This is a genomic window from Chromatiales bacterium 21-64-14 (assembly GCA_002255365.1).
GTDB lineage: Bacteria > Pseudomonadota > Gammaproteobacteria > 21-64-14 > 21-64-14 > 21-64-14.
Genome location: NCBI01000042.1, coordinates 1 through 19,062 on the forward strand (window position 1 = coordinate 1; position 19,062 = coordinate 19,062).

Annotated in this window: 15 protein-coding genes; 13 read left to right on the forward strand and 2 right to left on the reverse strand. The window is 65.1% G+C overall.

Going from position 1 to position 19,062, the window contains the following annotated elements; all coding sequences use genetic code 11:
• The 3 genes from B7Z66_13635 to B7Z66_13645 all read left to right on the forward strand — a co-directional run.
• On the forward strand, nt 1–1,264 hold a 1,264-nt coding region (locus tag B7Z66_13635), incomplete at its 5' end, for a hypothetical protein (protein ID OYV75228.1).
• Nucleotides 1,265–1,983: 719 nt separating this feature from the next.
• The gene (locus B7Z66_13640; GenBank protein ID OYV75229.1) at nt 1,984–4,077 is read left to right on the forward strand and encodes a hypothetical protein; all 2,094 of its coding nucleotides are present in this window, start codon (nt 1,984–1,986) and stop codon (nt 4,075–4,077) included.
• A 7-nt stretch (nt 4,078–4,084) separates the two neighbouring features.
• Nucleotides 4,085–5,449 (forward strand): PEP-CTERM-box response regulator transcription factor, encoded by a 1,365-nt coding sequence (locus tag B7Z66_13645; GenBank protein ID OYV75230.1) that lies wholly within the window; start codon nt 4,085–4,087, stop codon nt 5,447–5,449.
• A gap of 390 nt (nt 5,450–5,839) precedes the next feature.
• Here the strand turns inward: B7Z66_13645 and B7Z66_13650 are convergent, their stop codons facing one another.
• Nucleotides 5,840–7,726, reverse strand: a complete 1,887-nt coding sequence (locus tag B7Z66_13650; protein ID OYV75231.1) for a cytochrome C biogenesis protein — start codon at nt 7,724–7,726, stop codon at nt 5,840–5,842.
• A complete protein-coding gene (locus tag B7Z66_13655) occupies nt 7,723–8,049 on the reverse strand; it encodes a divalent-cation tolerance protein CutA (protein ID OYV75232.1) in 327 nt (108 codons plus the stop codon). The genes B7Z66_13650 and B7Z66_13655 overlap by 4 nt, the downstream gene beginning before the upstream one ends.
• 127 nt (nt 8,050–8,176) lie before the next feature.
• Here B7Z66_13655 and B7Z66_13660 point away from each other — a divergent pair, with 127 nt between their 5' ends.
• From B7Z66_13660 to B7Z66_13705, 10 genes are all read left to right on the forward strand, one after another.
• Nucleotides 8,177–8,641: a hypothetical protein gene (locus B7Z66_13660; protein OYV75241.1), complete on the forward strand. Its 465-nt coding sequence runs from the start codon at nt 8,177–8,179 to the stop codon at nt 8,639–8,641.
• Between the two features lie 149 nt (nt 8,642–8,790).
• Nucleotides 8,791–9,081, forward strand: a complete 291-nt coding sequence (locus tag B7Z66_13665; GenBank protein ID OYV75233.1) for a co-chaperone GroES — start codon at nt 8,791–8,793, stop codon at nt 9,079–9,081.
• Between the two features lie 50 nt (nt 9,082–9,131).
• Nucleotides 9,132–10,778 carry a chaperonin GroL gene (locus B7Z66_13670; GenBank protein ID OYV75234.1) on the forward strand — a complete coding sequence of 549 codons (1,647 nt, stop codon included), beginning with the start codon at nt 9,132–9,134 and terminating at the stop codon, nt 10,776–10,778.
• A 212-nt stretch (nt 10,779–10,990) separates the two neighbouring features.
• Nucleotides 10,991–13,894, forward strand: a complete 2,904-nt coding sequence (locus B7Z66_13675) for a bifunctional glutamine synthetase adenylyltransferase/deadenyltransferase (GenBank protein OYV75235.1) — start codon at nt 10,991–10,993, stop codon at nt 13,892–13,894.
• Between the two features lie 75 nt (nt 13,895–13,969).
• On the forward strand, nt 13,970–14,890 hold the full coding sequence (locus B7Z66_13680) for a branched chain amino acid aminotransferase (protein OYV75236.1): 921 nt from the start codon (nt 13,970–13,972) through the stop codon (nt 14,888–14,890).
• A 64-nt stretch (nt 14,891–14,954) separates the two neighbouring features.
• The gene (locus B7Z66_13685) at nt 14,955–15,176 is read left to right on the forward strand and encodes a hypothetical protein (GenBank protein OYV75237.1); all 222 of its coding nucleotides are present in this window, start codon (nt 14,955–14,957) and stop codon (nt 15,174–15,176) included.
• Nucleotides 15,177–15,219: 43 nt separating this feature from the next.
• Nucleotides 15,220–16,194, forward strand: coding sequence for a hypothetical protein (locus B7Z66_13690; GenBank protein ID OYV75238.1), 975 nt, complete (start codon nt 15,220–15,222; stop codon nt 16,192–16,194).
• Between the two features lie 56 nt (nt 16,195–16,250).
• Nucleotides 16,251–16,871 (forward strand): hypothetical protein, encoded by a 621-nt coding sequence (locus tag B7Z66_13695; protein ID OYV75239.1) that lies wholly within the window; start codon nt 16,251–16,253, stop codon nt 16,869–16,871.
• Between the two features lie 46 nt (nt 16,872–16,917).
• On the forward strand, nt 16,918–18,834 hold the full coding sequence (locus tag B7Z66_13700) for a hypothetical protein (GenBank protein ID OYV75240.1): 1,917 nt from the start codon (nt 16,918–16,920) through the stop codon (nt 18,832–18,834).
• Nucleotides 18,835–18,880: 46 nt separating this feature from the next.
• On the forward strand, nt 18,881–19,062 hold a 182-nt coding region (locus B7Z66_13705), incomplete at its 3' end, for a hypothetical protein (GenBank protein ID OYV75242.1).

Consider the following 19,062-nt stretch of genomic DNA (forward strand, 5'->3'; position numbering starts at 1 on the left):
GCGGCTGGCGCGATTCTTCCTGCAGTCGGGTGATCAGAAGAAGGCGCTGGACGAGGTGGGCAAGGGCCTGAAGGTGGATCCCAATAACCTTGGTCTGTTATCGCTCGATGCGGAGCTTCTGGCCCGCACGGGGGATCGCGCGGGGACGAAGTCCGCGTTGGATAAGATCGTCCAAGAGTACCCAGGGAATCCAGTCGGCTACCAGGGGCTCGCAGGGCTGTATCTGGCCGATAAACGCTATGACGATGCGCTCAAGGAGTACGACCGCGCGCTGAAGGTGGCGCCGAAGAATCCGGAACTGCTCCAGCAGAAGGCAGCGGTATTGGCGCAGCAGCAGAAGTACGCGCAGGCGGCGGGTCTGCTGGAGAAGATCCAGGCGGACTACCCCAAGAGCCCCCAGGGCTATTTCCAGCTCGGGGAACTGTACTTTGTGCAGAAGGACTATGCGAAGGCGCGCGCACAGTTCGAGGACGCGCTACAGCGCTCCGGCAAGGACGCCGCGCAGCCGCTGCAGGCGATCGCCCGCAGTTATTTGGCGGAAAAGAAGCCGGCCGAGGCGGTTGCGCGCGTGCGCTCGTTCCTGAAGGATCAGCCGGACAATGCGTACGCCTATGATCTGCTCGGCAACCTCTACCTCGTACAATCGGACTATGCGAACGCCGCGCAGGCGCTGCATAAGGCCTCTGCGTTGAACCCTTCGTGGGTCAACCCCTACGTCGATCTGTCCAAGGTCCATATGGCGCAGAAACAGCCGACGAAGGCGATTGCGGTCCTGCAGCGCGGGCTGAAGGACCAGCCGGCACAGTTGCAGCTCCTGTTTCCGCTGGCCGCCATCTACCAGGAGTCGGGGGACCCTGACCAGTCGATCGCCACTTACCGCAAGGTGCTCGAGGCCAGCCCGAAGAACCTGCTGGCGACCAATAACCTGGCCATGCTGTTGGCTGGAAGGGAGAACGATCCGAAGGGGATGGCGGAGGCGGTGTCGCTGGCCAAGGAAATGGAAGGTGTCCGGGATCCTGCGATTCAGGACACCGTCGGCTGGGTGTACTACCAGAGCGGCGATGCGAGCAAGGCGGTGCCCGTCTTGGAGGCGGTCGTAAAAGCGGCGCCTAAGATCCCGATCTTCCAGTATCACCTCGGGATGGCGCTCTACAAGGCTGGCAAGACCCGGGACGCCAAGACCCATCTCGAGCAGGCCCTGGCCAAGGGGGGCGATTTCCCGGGCGCCGCTGACGCCCGCAAGGTGCTTGCCGGCCTGAAATAGACCGTCGGGGGGCTGGTATCCCGATACCGTTTCGGCATGGCGATTTTGCTAACGGCGGTCAGTAGAAGTCGAAGGTTCATCTGCGCACGGCCGGGGGGCGCTGCGCGGACTTTCGTGAAAGTGACTACATCCGAAGGATCTTGGCAGCTCTCGGTACCCGCTGGTGCAGCGTGCTCCCGTGGCGGGGAGTACCGCTGCCCGGCGACCCCCGGTAATTATTCGACGTCCTGTTGGCCGTTGCGCCGTTCCTGGTAGCCTGGATGGAGCGCAGCGCAATCCGGGGATTAGACTTCCAGCGCGGCGCAATCGCCGGATTCCGGCCTGCGGCCCGTATCCGGGCTACCCGGGCGGCTCGCGTGGAAGCCGGCCCGAACCGGGTTGGGCTTAATCGCGGAACGCACGGGAACCTCGTGTCTTGGTCCATGGGTTGCATGGCCATTTCTTTAAAACGATGCGGGCGCTAACTAGGTGATATTTGGGTTAAGGTTGTAACCCATTCTGCCGAAAAGATGTTTTAGGGAAGCATTGCCCCGGCTGGCGTTCGCACCCTTACGCCATCCATTGCGCGTCTCCCATGCAAGGGTGGGCGCTGGATAGGGCCGGGCACCTTGGGTTAGATTGGTGACGCTCCACGCGTCCAGTTGCCACGGATGGGGTTCCAATGCGGGTGATGCACAACCACCGTCAACCCGGGCCGAGCGGCGGGAAACATATCGACGATGCTAGAGATTGCCGGTGTAAGCTACGCCACTGGCGCGGCATTCTTTTTGATCCTTTCGCTGGTCCTGGCGACTGGGCGACGCGGGCGCTTGCAGAAGGCATTGCTGGCGTTCACGGCATCGATCAGCGCGATATGGATGGCAGCCGCCTCCTACGAGTCCTTCACCGGACAATTCACGCCCCTCATCGTTGTTTTGGAACTGGTCCGGGACCTGTCCTGGGCGGTGTTCCTGCTCTATATCCTTGGGTCCGCCCATAAGGGTTTCGCGCTATCTTCCCGCTGGTTCCGGATTATCCTCGGCACCCTAGTGGCGTTTACCGCGGCGATGTTTCTGCTGGTGTTCGTTCAACGGGCCCATGGGCCGCCGATAGTCACCTTCGGCATTGACTGGCTGATCGCGGGTCATCTGCTCTATGCCGTGGTCGGGTTGGTGCTGGTGGAACAGCTCTTTCGCAACACCCCGATTCAACTGCGGCGCTCTATCAAGTACCTTTGCCTGGGAGTCGGGGGCTTGTTCGCCTACGACTTCTACCTGTACTCGAACGCCCTGCTGTTTCAGCGTATCGATTTCGTCTTGTGGGCGGCGCGCGGTTTTGGCAACGCACTGGTGGTTCCGGTCATTGGAATCGCGATCGCTCGGGATCCCGAGTGGTCGCTGGACATCTTCGTATCCCGGCGCGTCGTATTTCATACCACCGCCCTGCTCGGCACGGGCCTGTATCTGCTTGCGATCGCAGCGGGCGGCTACTACGTCCGCCACTACGGTGGCAGCTGGGGACTCATCGCCCAGACGATCTTCCTGTTCGGCGCGGGTCTCGTGCTGTTGATCCTGCTGTTTTCTGAGCAGATGCGGGCCACCTTGCGGGTATATATCAACAAACATTTCTTTCACTATAAATACGACTATCGCGACGAGTGGTTGCGGTTCATCCGGACTCTGTCATCTGGCGAGCCAACCCAGCTCCGGGAGCGTGCCGTCCTCGCGATCGCACAGATCGTGGACAGTCCGGGCGGCATCCTATGGATGCGCCGGGACAGCGGAAACTATGAGCCGGTGGCAAGATGGAATATAGCGGACTTCACCCCACCGGTTGTTTCCGAAGATACCCCGTTGGTGCGGTTTCTGGAGGAACAGGAGTGGTTCATTCACCTGGAGGAGTATCAAAGCCGCCCTGAGTTATACAAGGGACTGAGTTTACCGGCGTGGCTGCAGGACATGCCTCGTGCGGCGCTGATCGTACCGCTGATGCTGCACGAGCGGCTGCTCGGCTTCGTGGTTCTCTCCCATCCGCCGATGCATCGGCGTTACAATTGGGAGGATTTCGACCTTCTGAAAACCGCCGGCAGACAGGCCGCAAGCTATTTGGCCCAGCTTGAGGCGTCCCAAGCCCTGGCGGTAGCCCGGCAGTTCGAGGCATTCAGCCGCTGTTCCGCGTTCGTGGTGCATGATCTGAAGAACCTGATTGCGCAACTTTCGCTGGTCTTGTCCAACGCGGCGCGTCACAAACAGAACCCGAAGTTTATGGAAGACGTACTGCGTACCGTCGAGAACTCGGTGTCTATGATGCAGCGCCTACTTCTGCAGCTGCGCAGTGGCGGTATGCAGAGCGATGGCGGGCGCTCCATCGACCTTGAACAGGTTGTTTCAGAAGTGGTGCGGGCCAAATCCGCACGCCGCCCCGCTCCCGTCCTGGATCTTCATGGCCATGGGCTGCGCGCCTACGCGGACTACGATCGGCTGACGGCGGTGATTGGGCACGTGATCCAGAACGCCCAGGACGCAACGCCCGCGGATGGCATAATCGAGGTCCGATTGCGCAGGGAGCAGGACATGGCGGTGATCGAGGTGGAGGATGACGGCTGCGGAATGGACGAGGCGTTTGTTCGGGACAGCTTGTTTCGCCCATTCTACAGTACCAAGGGGGAGTCCGGGATGGGCATCGGCGCCTATGAGGTGCAGGAGTATGTAGTGGGGATTGGTGGTACTGTGGAGGTGGCGAGCACCAAGGGCGTCGGCACCACATTCCGCATGCGGTTTCCGGTGACCGCCGATCTCGATGCGAGCGCTGGCCAGTTGCAGATCAACGGATGAGTGAACGATGGCGGCAAGCAGGACCAAGCAGAAGACTTTGATGGTCGTCGAGGATGACCCCGGGCTCCAGGGCCAATTGCGCTGGTGTTTCGATGACTACGAGGTGCTGGTGGCGGGAGACCGCGCAAGCGCATTGGACCTGCTCTCCCACCACCAGCCGCCGGTGGTTACCTTGGATCTCGGGCTCCCGCCCGATGCGGCAGGTACCTCGGAAGGGCTTGCGGCGCTGAAGCAGATTCATGTCAAGGCTCCCGATACCAAGGTCATCGTCGTGACGGGAAACGACGACCGCGAAAACGCGGTGCGCGCGGTTGGGATGGGGGCGTTCGATTTCTATCACAAACCCATAGATCCTGAGATCCTGGGTTTGATTGTCAACCGCGCGTATCGCGTGCACGAGTTGGAGATGGAGAACCGCCGTCTGAGTGAACAGCAGACGGGCGCGCCGCTGGATGGCGTCATTTCCTGCAGTCCCGGGATGCTGGATGTCTGTCGCACGGTCGAGAAGGTGGCGCCGGCGGATGCCACAGCGCTGTTGCTCGGGGAATCGGGAACCGGCAAGGAGCTGATTGCGCGGGCGCTGCATGCCTTGAGCGCACGCAAGGACGGTCCGTTCATCGCGATCAACTGCGCCGCCATTCCGGAAACCCTGCTTGAGAGTGAGTTGTTCGGCTACGAAAAGGGCGCGTTTACCGGCGCGGCCAAGCAGACGGCGGGGAAGATCGAAGGCGCGGACCAGGGCACCCTGTTTCTGGATGAGGTTGGCGACCTTCCGATGTCGTTGCAGGCGAAGCTGCTCCGGTTTCTTCAGGAACGTGTGGTCGAACACCTGGGCGGGCGGCAGGAGATCCCGGTGGATGTGCGGGTGGTATGTGCCACACACCGTGATTTGGCCGCCTTGATCGCTGCCCAGGAGTTCCGCGAGGATCTTTATTACCGGATCAGCGAAATCGCGATCCGTATCCCGCCGCTACGGGATCGCGCCGGCGACGTGCTGATGTTGGCCCGCCACTTCCTGGAACGCTTCGCGCGGCAGGAAGGCCGTGTCCTTGCCGGGTTTTCCGAGGATGCGCTTTCGGCCCTGGAGGTATATCCCTGGCCTGGCAATGTCCGTGAGTTGAAGAACCGGATCAAGCGGGCGGTGATCATGGCGGACGGAAAATATCTGAGTGCGCGCGATCTGGAGCTGGGTGCGCCGGACGGTGCAGCCGCCTCGTTCAAGTTGCGCGAGGTCCGGGAGCACGCGGAACGCCAAGCGGTGCTGCGCGCTTTGGGGCACGTCAGTGGGAAGATTTCGGAGGCGGCGGAGCTGTTGGGAGTCAGTCGGCCGACGCTTTATGACATGATCAGGAAGTTCCGGCTCAAGGTTTAGTTTGGCGTTTCGTGTCCGGCGCAGTTCCCACCTGAATGCAACCCAGCTCGGGTTGGCTCCAAGGCTAGAACCGATCTCAAAATGCATCTCGGTCGCCCATGCGGCGTTGCGGACCCTGCTGCGGTGCTCATTTGCTGGGCGTAAACGGCGCTCCTCGCAGGGCCCGCGCCTTGTCTGAACGCCCGATCTGCGATTTTGAGATAGGTTCTAGTCCCGCGGGTCGCCCGGATGCAGGCCGGAATCCGGGGATTGCTGCGCTGCGTGGGAAGCCGGTCCCCGGATTGCGCTGCGCGCCATCGGGGCTGCGGGTGACGGCAATGGTTGCGGAATTCATGGGCCCAGACGCGCGGGTTCAGTGGGGCTCCGTACGAGCAGCATCTCAGGCCGCTGTCACGCCCCCGCCGCCAAGGCCCGTTGGACCTGGGTCCGGAACTCGCCGGCGTTCATGAAGCCCACCACCCGGTAACCCTTGCGTTCCTTGCCGTCCGGGCCGAAGAACAGGATCGCGGGCGGACCGAGCAGATCGAAGGCATGGGTCAGTTGCTTGTCCTGTGTGTTCCAGGCGGTCACGTCCGCCTGGAGCAACACGGTATTACCCAATGCCTGCTGCACATTGGGATCCGAGAAGGTGTACTTCTCCATCTCCTTGCAGGAGATGCACCAGTCGGCATAGAAGTCCAGCATCACGGGTTTGCCTTGGGCGCTGGCCGCGGCCAGCGCCTGGTGCAGGCCGGCGAGGCCGGTGACCCGCTGGAAGGCGAGGGCCCGCGGCGCCGCGGTATTTCCGCGGCCCGCCGACAGGGATAGGGTTTCCAGCGGACGCAGGGGATCGGTGCCGCCGGTCACCGCGCCCACCATCACCAGGGAGCCGTACAGGAGCAATACGAGACCCAGGCCTTTCCACAGTCGCCGCCAGCCGGATACCCCGGGGGTCAGGGAATCGAGGGCGCCCATATAGATCGCGGAGGTGATCAGCAGTACCGCCCACATCACGAGGATCACCTCGGCGGACAGGACCCGTTCCAGCAGATAGATGGCCACGGCCAGCAGCAGGACACCGAACACCGCCTTTACCGCGTCCATCCACGCCCCCGCCTTCGGGAGCAGCTTGCCTGCGGAGGCGCCGATTACCAGGAGCGGAGCGCCCATGCCCAGGCTGAGGCTGAACAGGGCGAGGCCGCCGAGTACCGCGTCGCCGGTCTGCCCGATGACGATCAGGGCGCCGGCCAGCGGCGCGGCGACGCAGGGCCCGACGATCAGCGCCGACAGCAGGCCCATTACGCCGACGCCCAGCAGGGTGCCCCCGCGCTGACGGTTGCTGACTTCGGTCAGCCGGCTCTGGAAGGCGGAGGGCAGTTGCAGGTTGTAGAACCCGAACATGGATAGGGCAAGCAGCACGAACACCAATGCGAACGCGCCCAGCACCCAGGGATTCTGCAAGGTGGCCTGCAGGTTCTGGCCGAACAGCGCGGCGACTACGCCCGCCACCGTATAGGTGGCCGCCATGGCCAGTACGTACACCAGGGACAGCACAAACGCCCGTCCGGTACCGATGTCCTTGCCTTGGCCTACGATGATCCCCGAGAGGATGGGAACCATCGGGAAGATGCACGGCGTGAAGGCGAGCAACAGGCCGAAGCCGAAGAACGCCGGAAGCGTGATCCACAGACTACCGGTGCGCAGCATCCGCGCGATGCGGTCCTGCGCCGATAGATTCTGGCCGGTGTCGGCGCTACGCGCGCCAGCGGCAACGGGCGCCGACGCTGCGGCCGGTGGCGCGGCGGCAGCGGATACCATGGCGATCGGCAGCGCCAAGGCCACCTGCTTGGTGATCGGGGGATAACAGATTCCGGCGTCCGCGCACCCCTGATAGACCAATTGCAGGGTGATGGTCTGCGGGCGCGAGCCGTCGGCACGCTCAATGGGCAGGCGCGCCTGCACGGCGTGGTAATAGACATCCACGTGTCCGAAGGTCCCGTCGTCCTTCTGTTTGCCGGGGGGTAACGTGACCGTGCCGAGCCGCGTTCCCTGCGGGCTCAGGATGCGGAAGTGGAACTTGTCGCGATACAGATAATACCCGTCGGTGATGCGCCAACGGGCCGTGACGGTGTTCCCGTTCACCACCGTGGTGCTGAGGCGGAAGGCCTGGTCGGCGGGCAGGAATTGAGTGCCGCTCTCCAACCCCAGGCCCTGTCCGAGCCCTGGCAGTGTGTCTGCCGCGAGCGCCGCGGTGGCGGGTGTCAGCAGCAACAGAATGGCGCACAGCAAGGCTTTCATGGGCGGGTCACGGCTCCGGCGATCCAGTCGAGGTAAGGGCGCAGCCCGTCTTTAATTTCGACTGCGATTATTTCTGGTAGTTCATAGGGGTGTAAGGTACGGACTGTGTCCTGCACGGCCTGAAACACCTCTTCCCGGGTTTTGATCACCAGCAGTACCTCTTCATCCTGATGGCGGGTCCCTTCCCAGGCGTAGATCGACAGCAGCCCCGGGACCACGTTCACGCAGGCGGCTTGGCGTTCGTCCACCAAGCGTTGCGCGATCCGCACCGCGGTGTCGCGATCCGGGCAGGTGCACAATACGACGAGATAGCCATCGGACATATTCCAGCTCCGGCCCGGCGCGTTGGCGCCCCCAGGCGAAACAGGGTATCCTCAGTGCACTGACCTGTCATCGGCGGGTCCCGCCCAATCCCGTACCCAGCCCCGTTCCTGTTGAACCATGCGTCCGCTGCCCAGAATGTTCGGCATTCTAATTCTTCTGCTCCCGGTGGCGGAGATCTACGTCCTGATCCAGGTGGGCCGCGCGATCGGCGCGGTGCCCACGGTGTTTCTCGTGGTATTCACCGGGGTCCTCGGGGCCCTGCTCTTGCGGGTCCAGGGCCTGTCCACCCTGGGGCGCGTGCAGGCCAGTTTGGCCCGGGGCGAGGCGCCCGCCCTGGAGATGTTGGAGGGCATGATAGTGGCGGTGGGCGGCGGCCTGTTGCTGATCCCGGGCTTTATCACCGACGCCGTGGGGATCCTGGCCCTGATCCCTCCGGTGCGCCGATTTGTCATCCGCCGGTTCCTGGCCCGCCAGGGCACCGGCCCCTCGGGGCGTACCCCCGACGCGCCCCAGGGGCCGTCCGGTCCCCGGGTGATCGAAGGGGAGTACCGCCGCGAGGACGAGGACCGGCGCCCCCCCAGGGGGCCTTGATCCGCGGCGGTACCCACCCCATCTTGACTCCTGCCGAATCGGGGCTATGATTAGCACTCATTCGAGCAGAGTGCTAATAAGTGCTCTTGGCATGTGGAGCCAAACCGGCTAATCCGAATTAAGTATTTGTTCTTAAGGAGAGTTACACGATGAACATTCGTCCCTTACATGATCGCGTTATCGTCAAACGCATGGAGGAGGAGCGGACGAGCCCGGGCGGCATCGTCATTCCCGATACCGCCGCCGAGAAGCCCATTCAGGGTGAAGTGGTCGCCGTGGGCAAGGGTAAGCTCCTCGAGAGTGGGGACATCCGTCCCCTGGACGTCAAGGCTGGCGATCGGGTGCTGTTCGGGAAGTACTCCGGCACCGAAGTCAAGTTGAACGGCCAGGAAGTGCTCGTGATGCGTGAAGAGGACATCATGGGCATCGTCGAGGTCTGAGGACGGGTCTCGTAACCGGTTCGAAAACGCTTTCTGAAGGGGTAAGGAAAATGAGTGCGAAAGACGTCAGGTTTAGTGATGATGCGCGTCAGCGCATGGTGCACGGGGTCAATATCCTCGCCAACGCGGTGAAGGTGACCCTCGGACCCAAGGGTCGCAATGTAGTGCTCGAGAAGAGCTTCGGCGCACCCACGGTCACCAAGGACGGCGTGTCCGTCGCCAAGGAGATCGAACTCAAGGACAAGTTCGAAAACATGGGTGCCCAGATGGTAAAGGAGGTCGCGTCTCAGACCTCCGATATCGCCGGTGATGGCACCACCACCGCCACCGTGCTTGCCCAGTCGATCCTGAAGGAAGGCCTCAAGGCAGTTGCCGCGGGCATGAACCCCATGGACCTGAAGCGCGGCGTCGACAAGGCCGTGACCAGCGCCGTGGAAGAGCTGAAGAAGCTCTCCAAGCCCTGCTCTGATGACAAGGCCATCGCCCAGGTGGGTACCATTTCCGCCAACGCCGACGAGTCCATCGGCAACATCATCGCCGACGCCATGAAGAAGGTAGGCAAGGAAGGCGTGATCACGGTGGAAGAGGGCTCCGGGTTGGAGAACGATCTGGAAGTTGTGGAAGGCATGCAGTTCGATCGCGGCTATCTCTCCCCCTACTTCGTCAATAATCAGCAGAGCATGAGTGCGGAGTTGGATAACCCGTATATCCTGCTCTATGACAAGAAGATCTCCAATGTCCGGGAGCTGCTGCCGGTGTTGGAAGGCGTGGCCAAGTCCGGGCGCCCGCTGCTGATCATCTCCGAGGACGTCGAGGGCGAGGCCCTGGCGACCCTGGTGGTCAACACGATCCGCGGCATCGTGAAGGTCGCGGCCGTCAAGGCCCCGGGCTTTGGCGATCGGCGCAAGGCGATGCTGCAGGACATCGCGATCCTCACCGGTGGTACGGTGATCTCCGACGAGGTCGGGCTGAGCCTGGAGAAGGCTAGCATTAACGATCTTGGGCAGGCCAAGAAGGTGCAGGTCACCAAGGAGAACACCACCCTCATCGATGGTGCCGGCAAGAAGTCGGAGATCGAGGGCCGGGTCAAGCAGGTGCGCGCGCAGCTCGAGGATGCTTCCTCGGACTATGACAAGGAGAAGTTGCAGGAGCGGATCGCCAAGCTCGCCGGTGGCGTTGCGGTGATCAAGGTTGGTGCTGCCACCGAAATGGAAATGAAAGAGAAGAAGGCGCGTGTCGAGGACGCCCTGCATGCGACCCGTGCGGCGGTGGAAGAGGGCGTGGTCCCGGGCGGCGGTGTCGCGCTGGTTCGTGCGCTGCAGGCGCTCAAGGGCCTGAAGGGTGTCAACCCGGATCAGGACATGGGCATCAGCATCGCGCGCCGCGCCATGGAGGAACCCCTGCGCCAGATCGTCGCCAATTCCGGGGACGAACCTTCGGTGGTGCTGGACAAGGTGCTCTCCAACAAGGGCAACTATGGTTACAACGCCCAGACCGGCGAGTATGGGGACATGATCCAGATGGGTATCCTGGATCCCACCAAGGTGACCCGTACCGCGCTCCAGAACGCCGCGTCCGTAGCCGGGCTCATGATTACCACCGAGGCGATGGTGGCGGAGTCTGCCAAGGACGAAAAGCCTGCGGGCATGCCCGGCGGTGGCGGGATGGGCGGAATGGGCGACATGGACATGATGTAGTCCGGTTGCTACCGGAGGGTCGACCGACCTCCAAGCCCCGCCTTACGGCGGGGCTTTTTTTTGGGCGCGCCCGGCACGGGCGCACGTACTTGGAGATGAAACGCCGCTGTTTGCCCGCGATGCGCCTGCTGGCGGCCGGGCGTCCTACGGCCCCGCCCGCGTCTTTTGTTGTACCCTGAGTCTCGACCTCCAGTCCGAGATCCCCACTGCCCATGGCCCCTGTCACCACCCCACGGACTGCGCCGGCGCCCGCCCTGCCTTCAGTCCTGGCGCAAGAGGCGGACCGGCTGTGGGCGGATTACCGGGACGCCGCCCAGGCCGCGGGCCAACGGATTCCAGACCACCCGGACTTCGTGCGGTCCCTGCGCCGGGTCTGGGCGTTCAGCAGTTTCGTGGCCCACGCCTGTATCCGGGATCCGGCGTTGCCTGCGGCCCTGCTGGAGAGCGGGGAGTTGCTGGGGGATTTCCGGCCCGGGGAATACCCGGGCCTTCTCGACCGCTACGGGAAATCCACGCCGCTGGAGACGCGGCTGCGCCGGTTCCGGCGCCGCCACATGGTGCGTATCGCGTGGCGGGATCTGGCCGGTTGGGCGAGTCTGGAGGAGACCCTCAGGGACCTCAGCGGGCTGGCGGAGGCGTGCCTGGATTTGGCCGTTCAAGGGATTTTCCAGGCGCTCTGCCGGGAGTGGGGGACGCCCCGCGGGGCCGATGGCATGGTCCAGCGACCGGTGGTGTTGGGCATGGGTAAGCTCGGGGCAGGCGAACTGAACCTCTCCTCGGACATCGACCTGATTTTCGCCTATCCCGAGGACGGCGTTACCCGCCGGCGCCGCGGTCTCAGTCACGGGGAATTCTTCGCGCGGCTCGTCCAGGGGGTGGCGGCGGCGCTGGGTGCTGTGACCGGCGAGGGTTTCGCGTTCCGGGTGGACCTGCGGTTGCGGCCGTTCGGGGACAGCGGTCCCCTGGCCATGAGCTTTGATCAGATGGAAGAGTACTACCAGCTCCAGGGCCGGGAATGGGAGCGCTACGCCTTCATTAAGGCGGGTCCGGTGGCGGGAGACCGGGCCGCCGGGGCCCGGCTGCTCGCCATCCTGAAGCCCTTCGTCTATCGCCGCTATCTGGATTACGGAACCTTCGAGTCCTTGCGGGAAATGAAGGCCCTCATTGTCCGGCAGGTGCAACGCCGCGGGCTGGTGGACAATGTGAAGCTCGGCCCCGGGGGGATCCGGGAGGTGGAGTTCATCGGCCAGGCGTTCCAGTTGATCCGGGGTGGGCGGGAGCCGGCGCTTCAGCAGCGCGCGATCCTGCCCGTGCTGAGAGTGCTGGAGGCCAAAGGCTGGCTGCCGACCGATGGTGCCCGTGCCCTGCGTCAGGCCTACCGGTTCCTGCGCCGGGTGGAGAACCGGCTGCAGTCCTACGAGGACCTGCAGACCCATGCGTTGCCGGGGGATGAGGCGGGACGCTGGCGGCTCGCGCTGTCCATGGGATTTCCCGATTGGCCGGCGTTCTGGAAGGTGCTGACCCGGCACCGGACGGTGGTGGCGGAGCAGTTCGCCCAGGTGTTTGCGGCCCCGCAGCGGGATGCGGCCACCGCGCCGGCGGCCAGCGAGCGGGCCGCGGTCTGGAGCGGTGCCCTGAGCGGTGCGGATGCCCAGGAGGCCCTGCGCCGGGCCGGTTACCCCGTGCCGGAGGAGGCCATCGAGGTGCTCGCCGGCTTGCGGGATGGCCATGCGCGGCGGGTCGGCGCCCAGGGCGCAGAGCGTCTGGATCGCCTGATGCCTATGCTGCTGGGCGCCGCCGGTGCGGCGCCGCACCCCGCGGAGACCCTGCGGCGGGTGGTGGGGGTGGTGGAGAGCGTGGTGCGGCGCAGTGCCTATCTGGCCCTGCTGGTGGAGAGTCCCCTGGCCCTTTCCCAGCTGGTGCGTCTGTGCGCGGCCAGCCCGTGGATCGCCGCGTATGTGGCCGCCCATCCCTTGTTGCTGGACCAGCTCCTGGACCCGCGGGCGCTGTACGCACCGATGCCCCGGCCCGCCCAGGAGGCGGAACTCGATGCCCTGCTGGCCCAGACGGGTCCCGATGATCTGGAACAGCAGATGGAGGTGCTGCGCCAGTTCAAGCATGCCCAGGGCCTGCACGTGGCGGCGGCGGAGGTGACTGGTGCGCTGCCCCTGATGGTGGTCAGTGACCGGCTCACCGAGCTGGCGGAGGTGATCCTGAACCAGGTGCTGCGCCTGGCCTGGGACTACTTGGTGGCACGCCATGGGTTGCCCCGCTATCGCAGTCGCGGACGCCAGCGCCACGCCGGGTTTGCGGTCATCGCCTATGGCAAGCTCGGGGGTATCGAACTGGGTCATGGATCGGACCTGGACCTGGTTTTTATCCACGACAGCCACGGGGAGGAGCAGCAGACCGCCGGTCCGCGGGTGGTGGACAATGGGGTGTTCTTCGCGCGCCTGGGCCAGCGCATCATCCACTTTCTCAGCGCCCATACCCCGGGCGGCGTGCTCTATCCCGTGGATACACGCCTGCGGCCCAGCGGTGCCTCCGGACTGCTGGTCACGGCCCTGGAGGCGTTCGCTGACTACCAGCACAACACGGCCTGGACCTGGGAGCATCAGGCGCTGGTGCGGGCGCGTCCGGTGGCCGGCGATCCGGCCATCGCGCGGACCTTCGCGGCGATCCGCCGCGCGGTATTGTCGCGCGCCCGGGATCAGGAGGGGGCGCGCCGCGACGTGGTGGAGATGCGTGCGCGCATGCGCCGCGAGCTGGGGTCGCGGGACCGGGACCGGTTCGACCTGAAGCAGGATCCGGGCGGTATCGCGGATATCGAATTTATGGTCCAATATGGCGTACTGGCCTGGGCACAGCGTTATCCAGAGCTCCTTGCGTACACGGACAATGTCCGCCTGCTGGAGCTCCTGGCCCGGGTCGGGGTCCTGCCGAAGGCGGATGCGGCGTTTCTCGCCGACGCCTACCGGACCTACCGTTCCGAGGCCCACCGTCTGACCCTGCAGCAAGAGCCCGCCGTGGTGGATGGAGACCGGTTCGGCGCCGAACGCGATGGCGTGCTGCGTCTGTGGGGCGGCTGGCTCGAGGGCGGGGCCGAGAGTGCCTGAAAACCGAGGTGGAATCCGGTACCATTCCAACGCTTTGGCGCCGCCATCGGGCGGCTGGACCGAGGAGAACCGCAGATGACCATGGAGGACCGCGACGGCTTCATCTGGCTCGATGGGGAGATGGTCCCCTGGCGTGAGGCGCGCGTGCATGTGCTTACCCATACCTTGCACTATGGGATGGGGGTGTTCGAAGGCGTGCGTGCCTACGAGACCACCGCTGGCGCGGCGATCTTCCGCCTCGCGGACCACACCGACCGGTTGTTCCGCTCGGCCCATATCCTCGGGCTTAAAATTCCATTTACCAAGGATCAAGTGAACGAGGCCACCCAGGCGGCGGTGCGCGAGAACGGCCTGCGCTCCGGGTATATCCGGCCCATGTGTTTCTACGGCGCAGAAGGGATGGGGCTGCGCGCCGACAATCTGCAGGTGCATGTGATGGTGGCGGCGTGGTCCTGGGGCCGTTACATGGGCGAGGACAAGATCCAGAGCGGCATCCGGATGAAGACCTCGTCTTACACGCGCCACCATGTGAATATCGCCATGTGCAAGGCCAAGGCCAACGGCAATTACATGAATTCCATGCTCGCGCTCAACGAGGCGTTGGCCTGCGGTTACGACGAGGCCATGCTGCTCGACGTCGAGGGCTATGTGGCGGAAGGCAGTGGCGAGAACATCTTCCTGGTGCGCGGCGGGCGCCTCTACACCCCGGAGCTCACCTCCGCTCTGGAAGGGATCACCCGGGATACCATCATCGCCCTTGCCCATGAGCTGGAGATGGAAGTGGTGGAAAAACGCATCACCCGCGACGAGGTCTACGTGGCGGACGAGGTGTTCCTCACCGGCACTGCCGCCGAGGTCACACCGGTGCGCGAGGTGGACGGACGGGTCATCGGCGCGGGACGCCGCGGCGCGGTGACCGAGCGCCTGCAGAGCCTGTACTTTGAACAGGTGCATGGCCGGCGCAAGGAGCATCCGCATTGGCAGACACCGGTATGATGGCCGGCGACGCGGGCGATTCCACACCGCGGCCGGATCCGATCCGGTAACGAGGTCCAGTCTCATGACCAATCCAAATACCGCGGCGGCGGCGCTGGGACAGCGCTACATCGAACCCAATGCCCAGCGCCGCTACGAAGTGAGCCGTGCGGACCTGCCCCTGCACTGTCCCATGGACGGGATGAGCCTGTGGAATTCCCACCCGCGGGTGTTTCTGCCCATCGAGACCACCGGCAGCGCCAAGTGCCCCTATTGCGGCGCCGACTACGTCCTCAAGGACCGATGAGCGCCGCGGGCATGGGGCCCCAGGGTGGGCCCGCCCCGCAGTCATGACCACCTGTTGGATCCTCAGCGAAGACAAGGCCGGCATGATCAACCAGTGCCTGGGGCTCGCCGAGGCCCTGGGGGTGGTCCCGCTGCGCAAGGTGCTCCGCGTGCGGGCACCGTGGCGGTATCTGCCGCCGTCACTCTGGTTCAATGCCCGTGCCGCCCCGGGACCCGGCAGCGATCCCCTGACACCACCGTGGCCGGATCTGCTGATCGGCAGTGGCCACGGCTCGGTCGCGCTCTCTATCGCCATTCGCCGCGCCAGCGGTGGACGCACCTACACGGTACAGATCCAGGATCCCCGGGTGCACCGTTCCCGGTTCGGCCTGGTGGTGGTGCCGGAACATGACCGCTGCCGGGGCGCGAATGTCCTGGTGACCCGTGGCGCCCTGCACCGGGTCACGCCCGCGCGTCTCGCCGTCGCGGCGTCCTGCGCCGCCCCCGCCCTGGCCTCCCAGCCGCGGCCCCTGGTGGCGGTACTGCTGGGCGGATCCAACCGTGTCTACCGGTTCACGGAGGACGCTGCGGTGCGCTTGGCGGAGCAGTTGCTGGCCCTGCACCACGCATTGGGGGTCGGCATCGCCGTCACGCCGTCGCGGCGCACGCCGCCGCGGGTCCTGGCGGTGCTGCGCGAGCGCCTCGCCCCGGCGGGCGCAACGATCTGGGACGGCCGCGGCGAGAACCCTTATTTCGGCTACCTGGCCCTTGCGGACTTTTTGTTGGTGACCGCGGATTCCGTGTCCATGGTCTCCGAGGCGTGCAGCACCGGTCGGCCGGTGTACGTGGTGCCGCTCGCCGGCGGCAGCCGCAAGTTCCGCGCGTTTCATTTCAGCCTGGAGCGCGCCGGAATCACCCGCCCATTTTGCGGACAACTGGAGACCTGGAGCTACGGGCCGCTGCGCGAGACCGATACGGTTGCCGCTGAGGTGAGGCGGCGCTTACAATGCGCCGGAAGCATCCCGGGAGTCGAGGGATAGTCGCCGCCCGGGGTCCGGTCCCGCCCGGCGGTGATACCGCCGCGAGATAGGCCAACATGTCGGTTCTGGATCTGGACGCCTTCCGCGCCACCCCGCTGGCACGGGATCCCTTCGAATTCGTGATCGTGCCGGGTTTCGTGCGCTCCGCGGCCCTGGCGCGGGTGGTGGAGGATTTCCCGCGTATCCGCCGGCCCGGCAGTTTTCCCCTGCGGGACCTGCGCTACGGCCCCGCGTTCCAGGGCTTCGTGGATGCCTTGGACGGCGCGGAGTTCGCGGCGGCGGTGGAGGAGAAGTTCGGCCTCGATCTGGCCGGCCGGCCGACCCTGTTCACGGTGCGCGGCTGGTGCCGCAAGCGCGACGGCCGTATCCATACCGACACGGAGAGCAAACTGATCACCGTTCTGATCTATATGAATCCTTCCTGGGAAGAGAGTGGCGGACGCTTGCGGTTGCTGCGCAGCGCGCGGCTCGATGACGTGGCGGCCGAGGTCCCGCCGGTGGCCGGTACGCTGCTGGCGTTTCGCCGCTCGGAGCGCTCGTTCCACGGCCACGAACCGTTCGCGGGTCCACGTCGGGCGATCCAGATGAACTGGGTCTCCGACCAGCGGGTAGTGGATCAGGAGCTTGCGCGCCACGGGTTCTCCTCGTTCCTCAAGCGGCTGAGTCCCTTCCACTGAAACGCGGACCGCCGCCCCCGCCGATTTCATGCGTGGTAACCAGCCGATGGCGTTGAACATCGAGACCTTCAGCAACGTCCGCGGCGGGAACTGCGTCTTCAAGGCGCTGGGCCACCCGCTGGCGCGCGCGCCAGCGGGTGCGCTGCGGACGCGCCTCGCCTCCGGTCCCCTGTGCGTCTACGACCCCCTGGGCCATCTCGCGGCCTACGCCGAGTTCTACGACCTTGCGGGCGTGGAACTGCACGACGTCTACGTGCAGCGGATGGAGGATCTCGCACGCCCGGTACTGGGGCACCCGGTGCGCCCAGTGACGGATCTGGCCTCCGCGAGCCCTGGCTCACGGTTGCTGGTGGCGGCCTTCGACGCCGAGCGCTATGTGCGCCAGATCCGCCATCTGCTGGCGCCTGAGACGGAGATCATGAGTTTCGACGGTTTGCGTATCCCGGACCGGATGCTCACCAATCCACGGCACTACCTGGACCCGCTGAACTTCGCCACCAACTTCGCGTTCCTGCGCGACGCCGGAGGGCACCATACCCGGGTCACGCTGTGCGACTACTGGTCCGGTTACGGCGCCACATCGCCCCAGTTGTGGTTGTGCCTGTTCGATGCCGACGGCGCGACGCTCGCCGAGTGGGACGAACGACCGGGCGCGCCCGGCGCGACGCTGTGTATCGACAGCCGGGAGGTGCGCCGGCGCTTTGGGCTCGGGGACTACGCCGGTTCCCTGTTCATCCACGCCCATGGCATCGCCGGACATGACGTGGTGAAGTACGCGCTGGATACCTACGGTGATGATGAGACCGTTCTTTCCTGCACCCATGACGCCAACGCCTGGCCGGCCGAGCGCTACGCCGGCCTACCGGCCCCGGACCACGGCGAGTCGGTGGTCCTGTGGATCCAGAACAGTCATCCAATCCCGATTCCCGCGGGCGCCATCGGCCTGAGCGAGATGGGTTCCACGGAAATACGCAGCCTGGACCACGCCATTGCGCCGTTCGCCACCTGCACGCTGGACGTGGCGCGTTTGCTGCCGGAGAGCCGCTGGCCGGCGCAGATCGAGGTTCACGCCGGCAAGTATTTCGTACGCCCGCGCTACGAGGTGCGTGACCACGCGAGCGGGCGCGTGCGCCTTGCCCATGTCAACGTGGAACGCACCGACTTGCAGCCGGATCCCACGCTGGCCAGCTTCAGCGAGCATCTGGGCAAGGGATATCTGTTGCCGGCGCCGGTGCTGCCGGTGGCGGACTGGAGCACAGTGGTGCTGCCCACGCCGATGTCGACCGCGCAGTATGAATTACCGCTGGTGGTGATCCTCTACGACGCGTCCGGGGCCGAGGTGCTGCGCCGCCCGCTGGGCCGCGTCCCGCGCGGCGGCTGTTTTCCGCTCGACTGCGATGCGCTGCTGCGCGAGGGCGCGGTTGCGCTGCCCAGCGGATATGGACATGTCGAACTGGTCTACGATCTGCATGAAGGCGCCGCCGCCGATGGTTGGCTGCACGCCCTGTTCCGCTACCGGCAGCGGCGCAGCGGCCACGCCGCGGAGAGCAGCTTCGGCGCCCATATCTACAATTTGCCAGTCACCTACCGCAACGAACCCCAGTCTTATGCGGGGCCCGCGCCCGGTTTGAGTACGCGCTTATTTCTGCGCATCGGCGCGGCGCCCGGCGATACCCTGTGTCATTTGATCTATCCCACCTCCGGTGCCTGGCATCCGCATTCCAGTACCCGGATTGTCCTGCATGATTCCGCCGGCGCCGAGGTGGCGCAGCGGGAGGTGGCGATTCCGGCCAGTGGCTCTCTGCTGTGGCGTTACCGGGCCTTGTTCGATGAACACGAGCGCGAACGCGCCGGCGACGGGGCCTATGTGGTGGTGCGTGACGTCACCTGCCGGCTGTTCGGCTATCATGGCTTAGTGCATGGGGAGCGCGCGTTCTGTCTGGATCACATGTTCGGATTCTGAGCCACGCCGGCATGGCCGTGGGCGTCCTGATGAAGGAGTCAAACTGATCCCGGGCCCAGAACAGCGTGGCGGGTCCCAACGTCCCCTGACCGTCGTGCAGGTGCTTCCGGCGCTCGACAGTGGGGGGGTGGAGCGCGGGACCCTGGAGGTGGCGCAGGCGCTGGTGCGCGCCGGCCATCGCTCGATCGTGATCTCCGCGGGCGGGCGTTTGGTGCCGACGCTCACCGC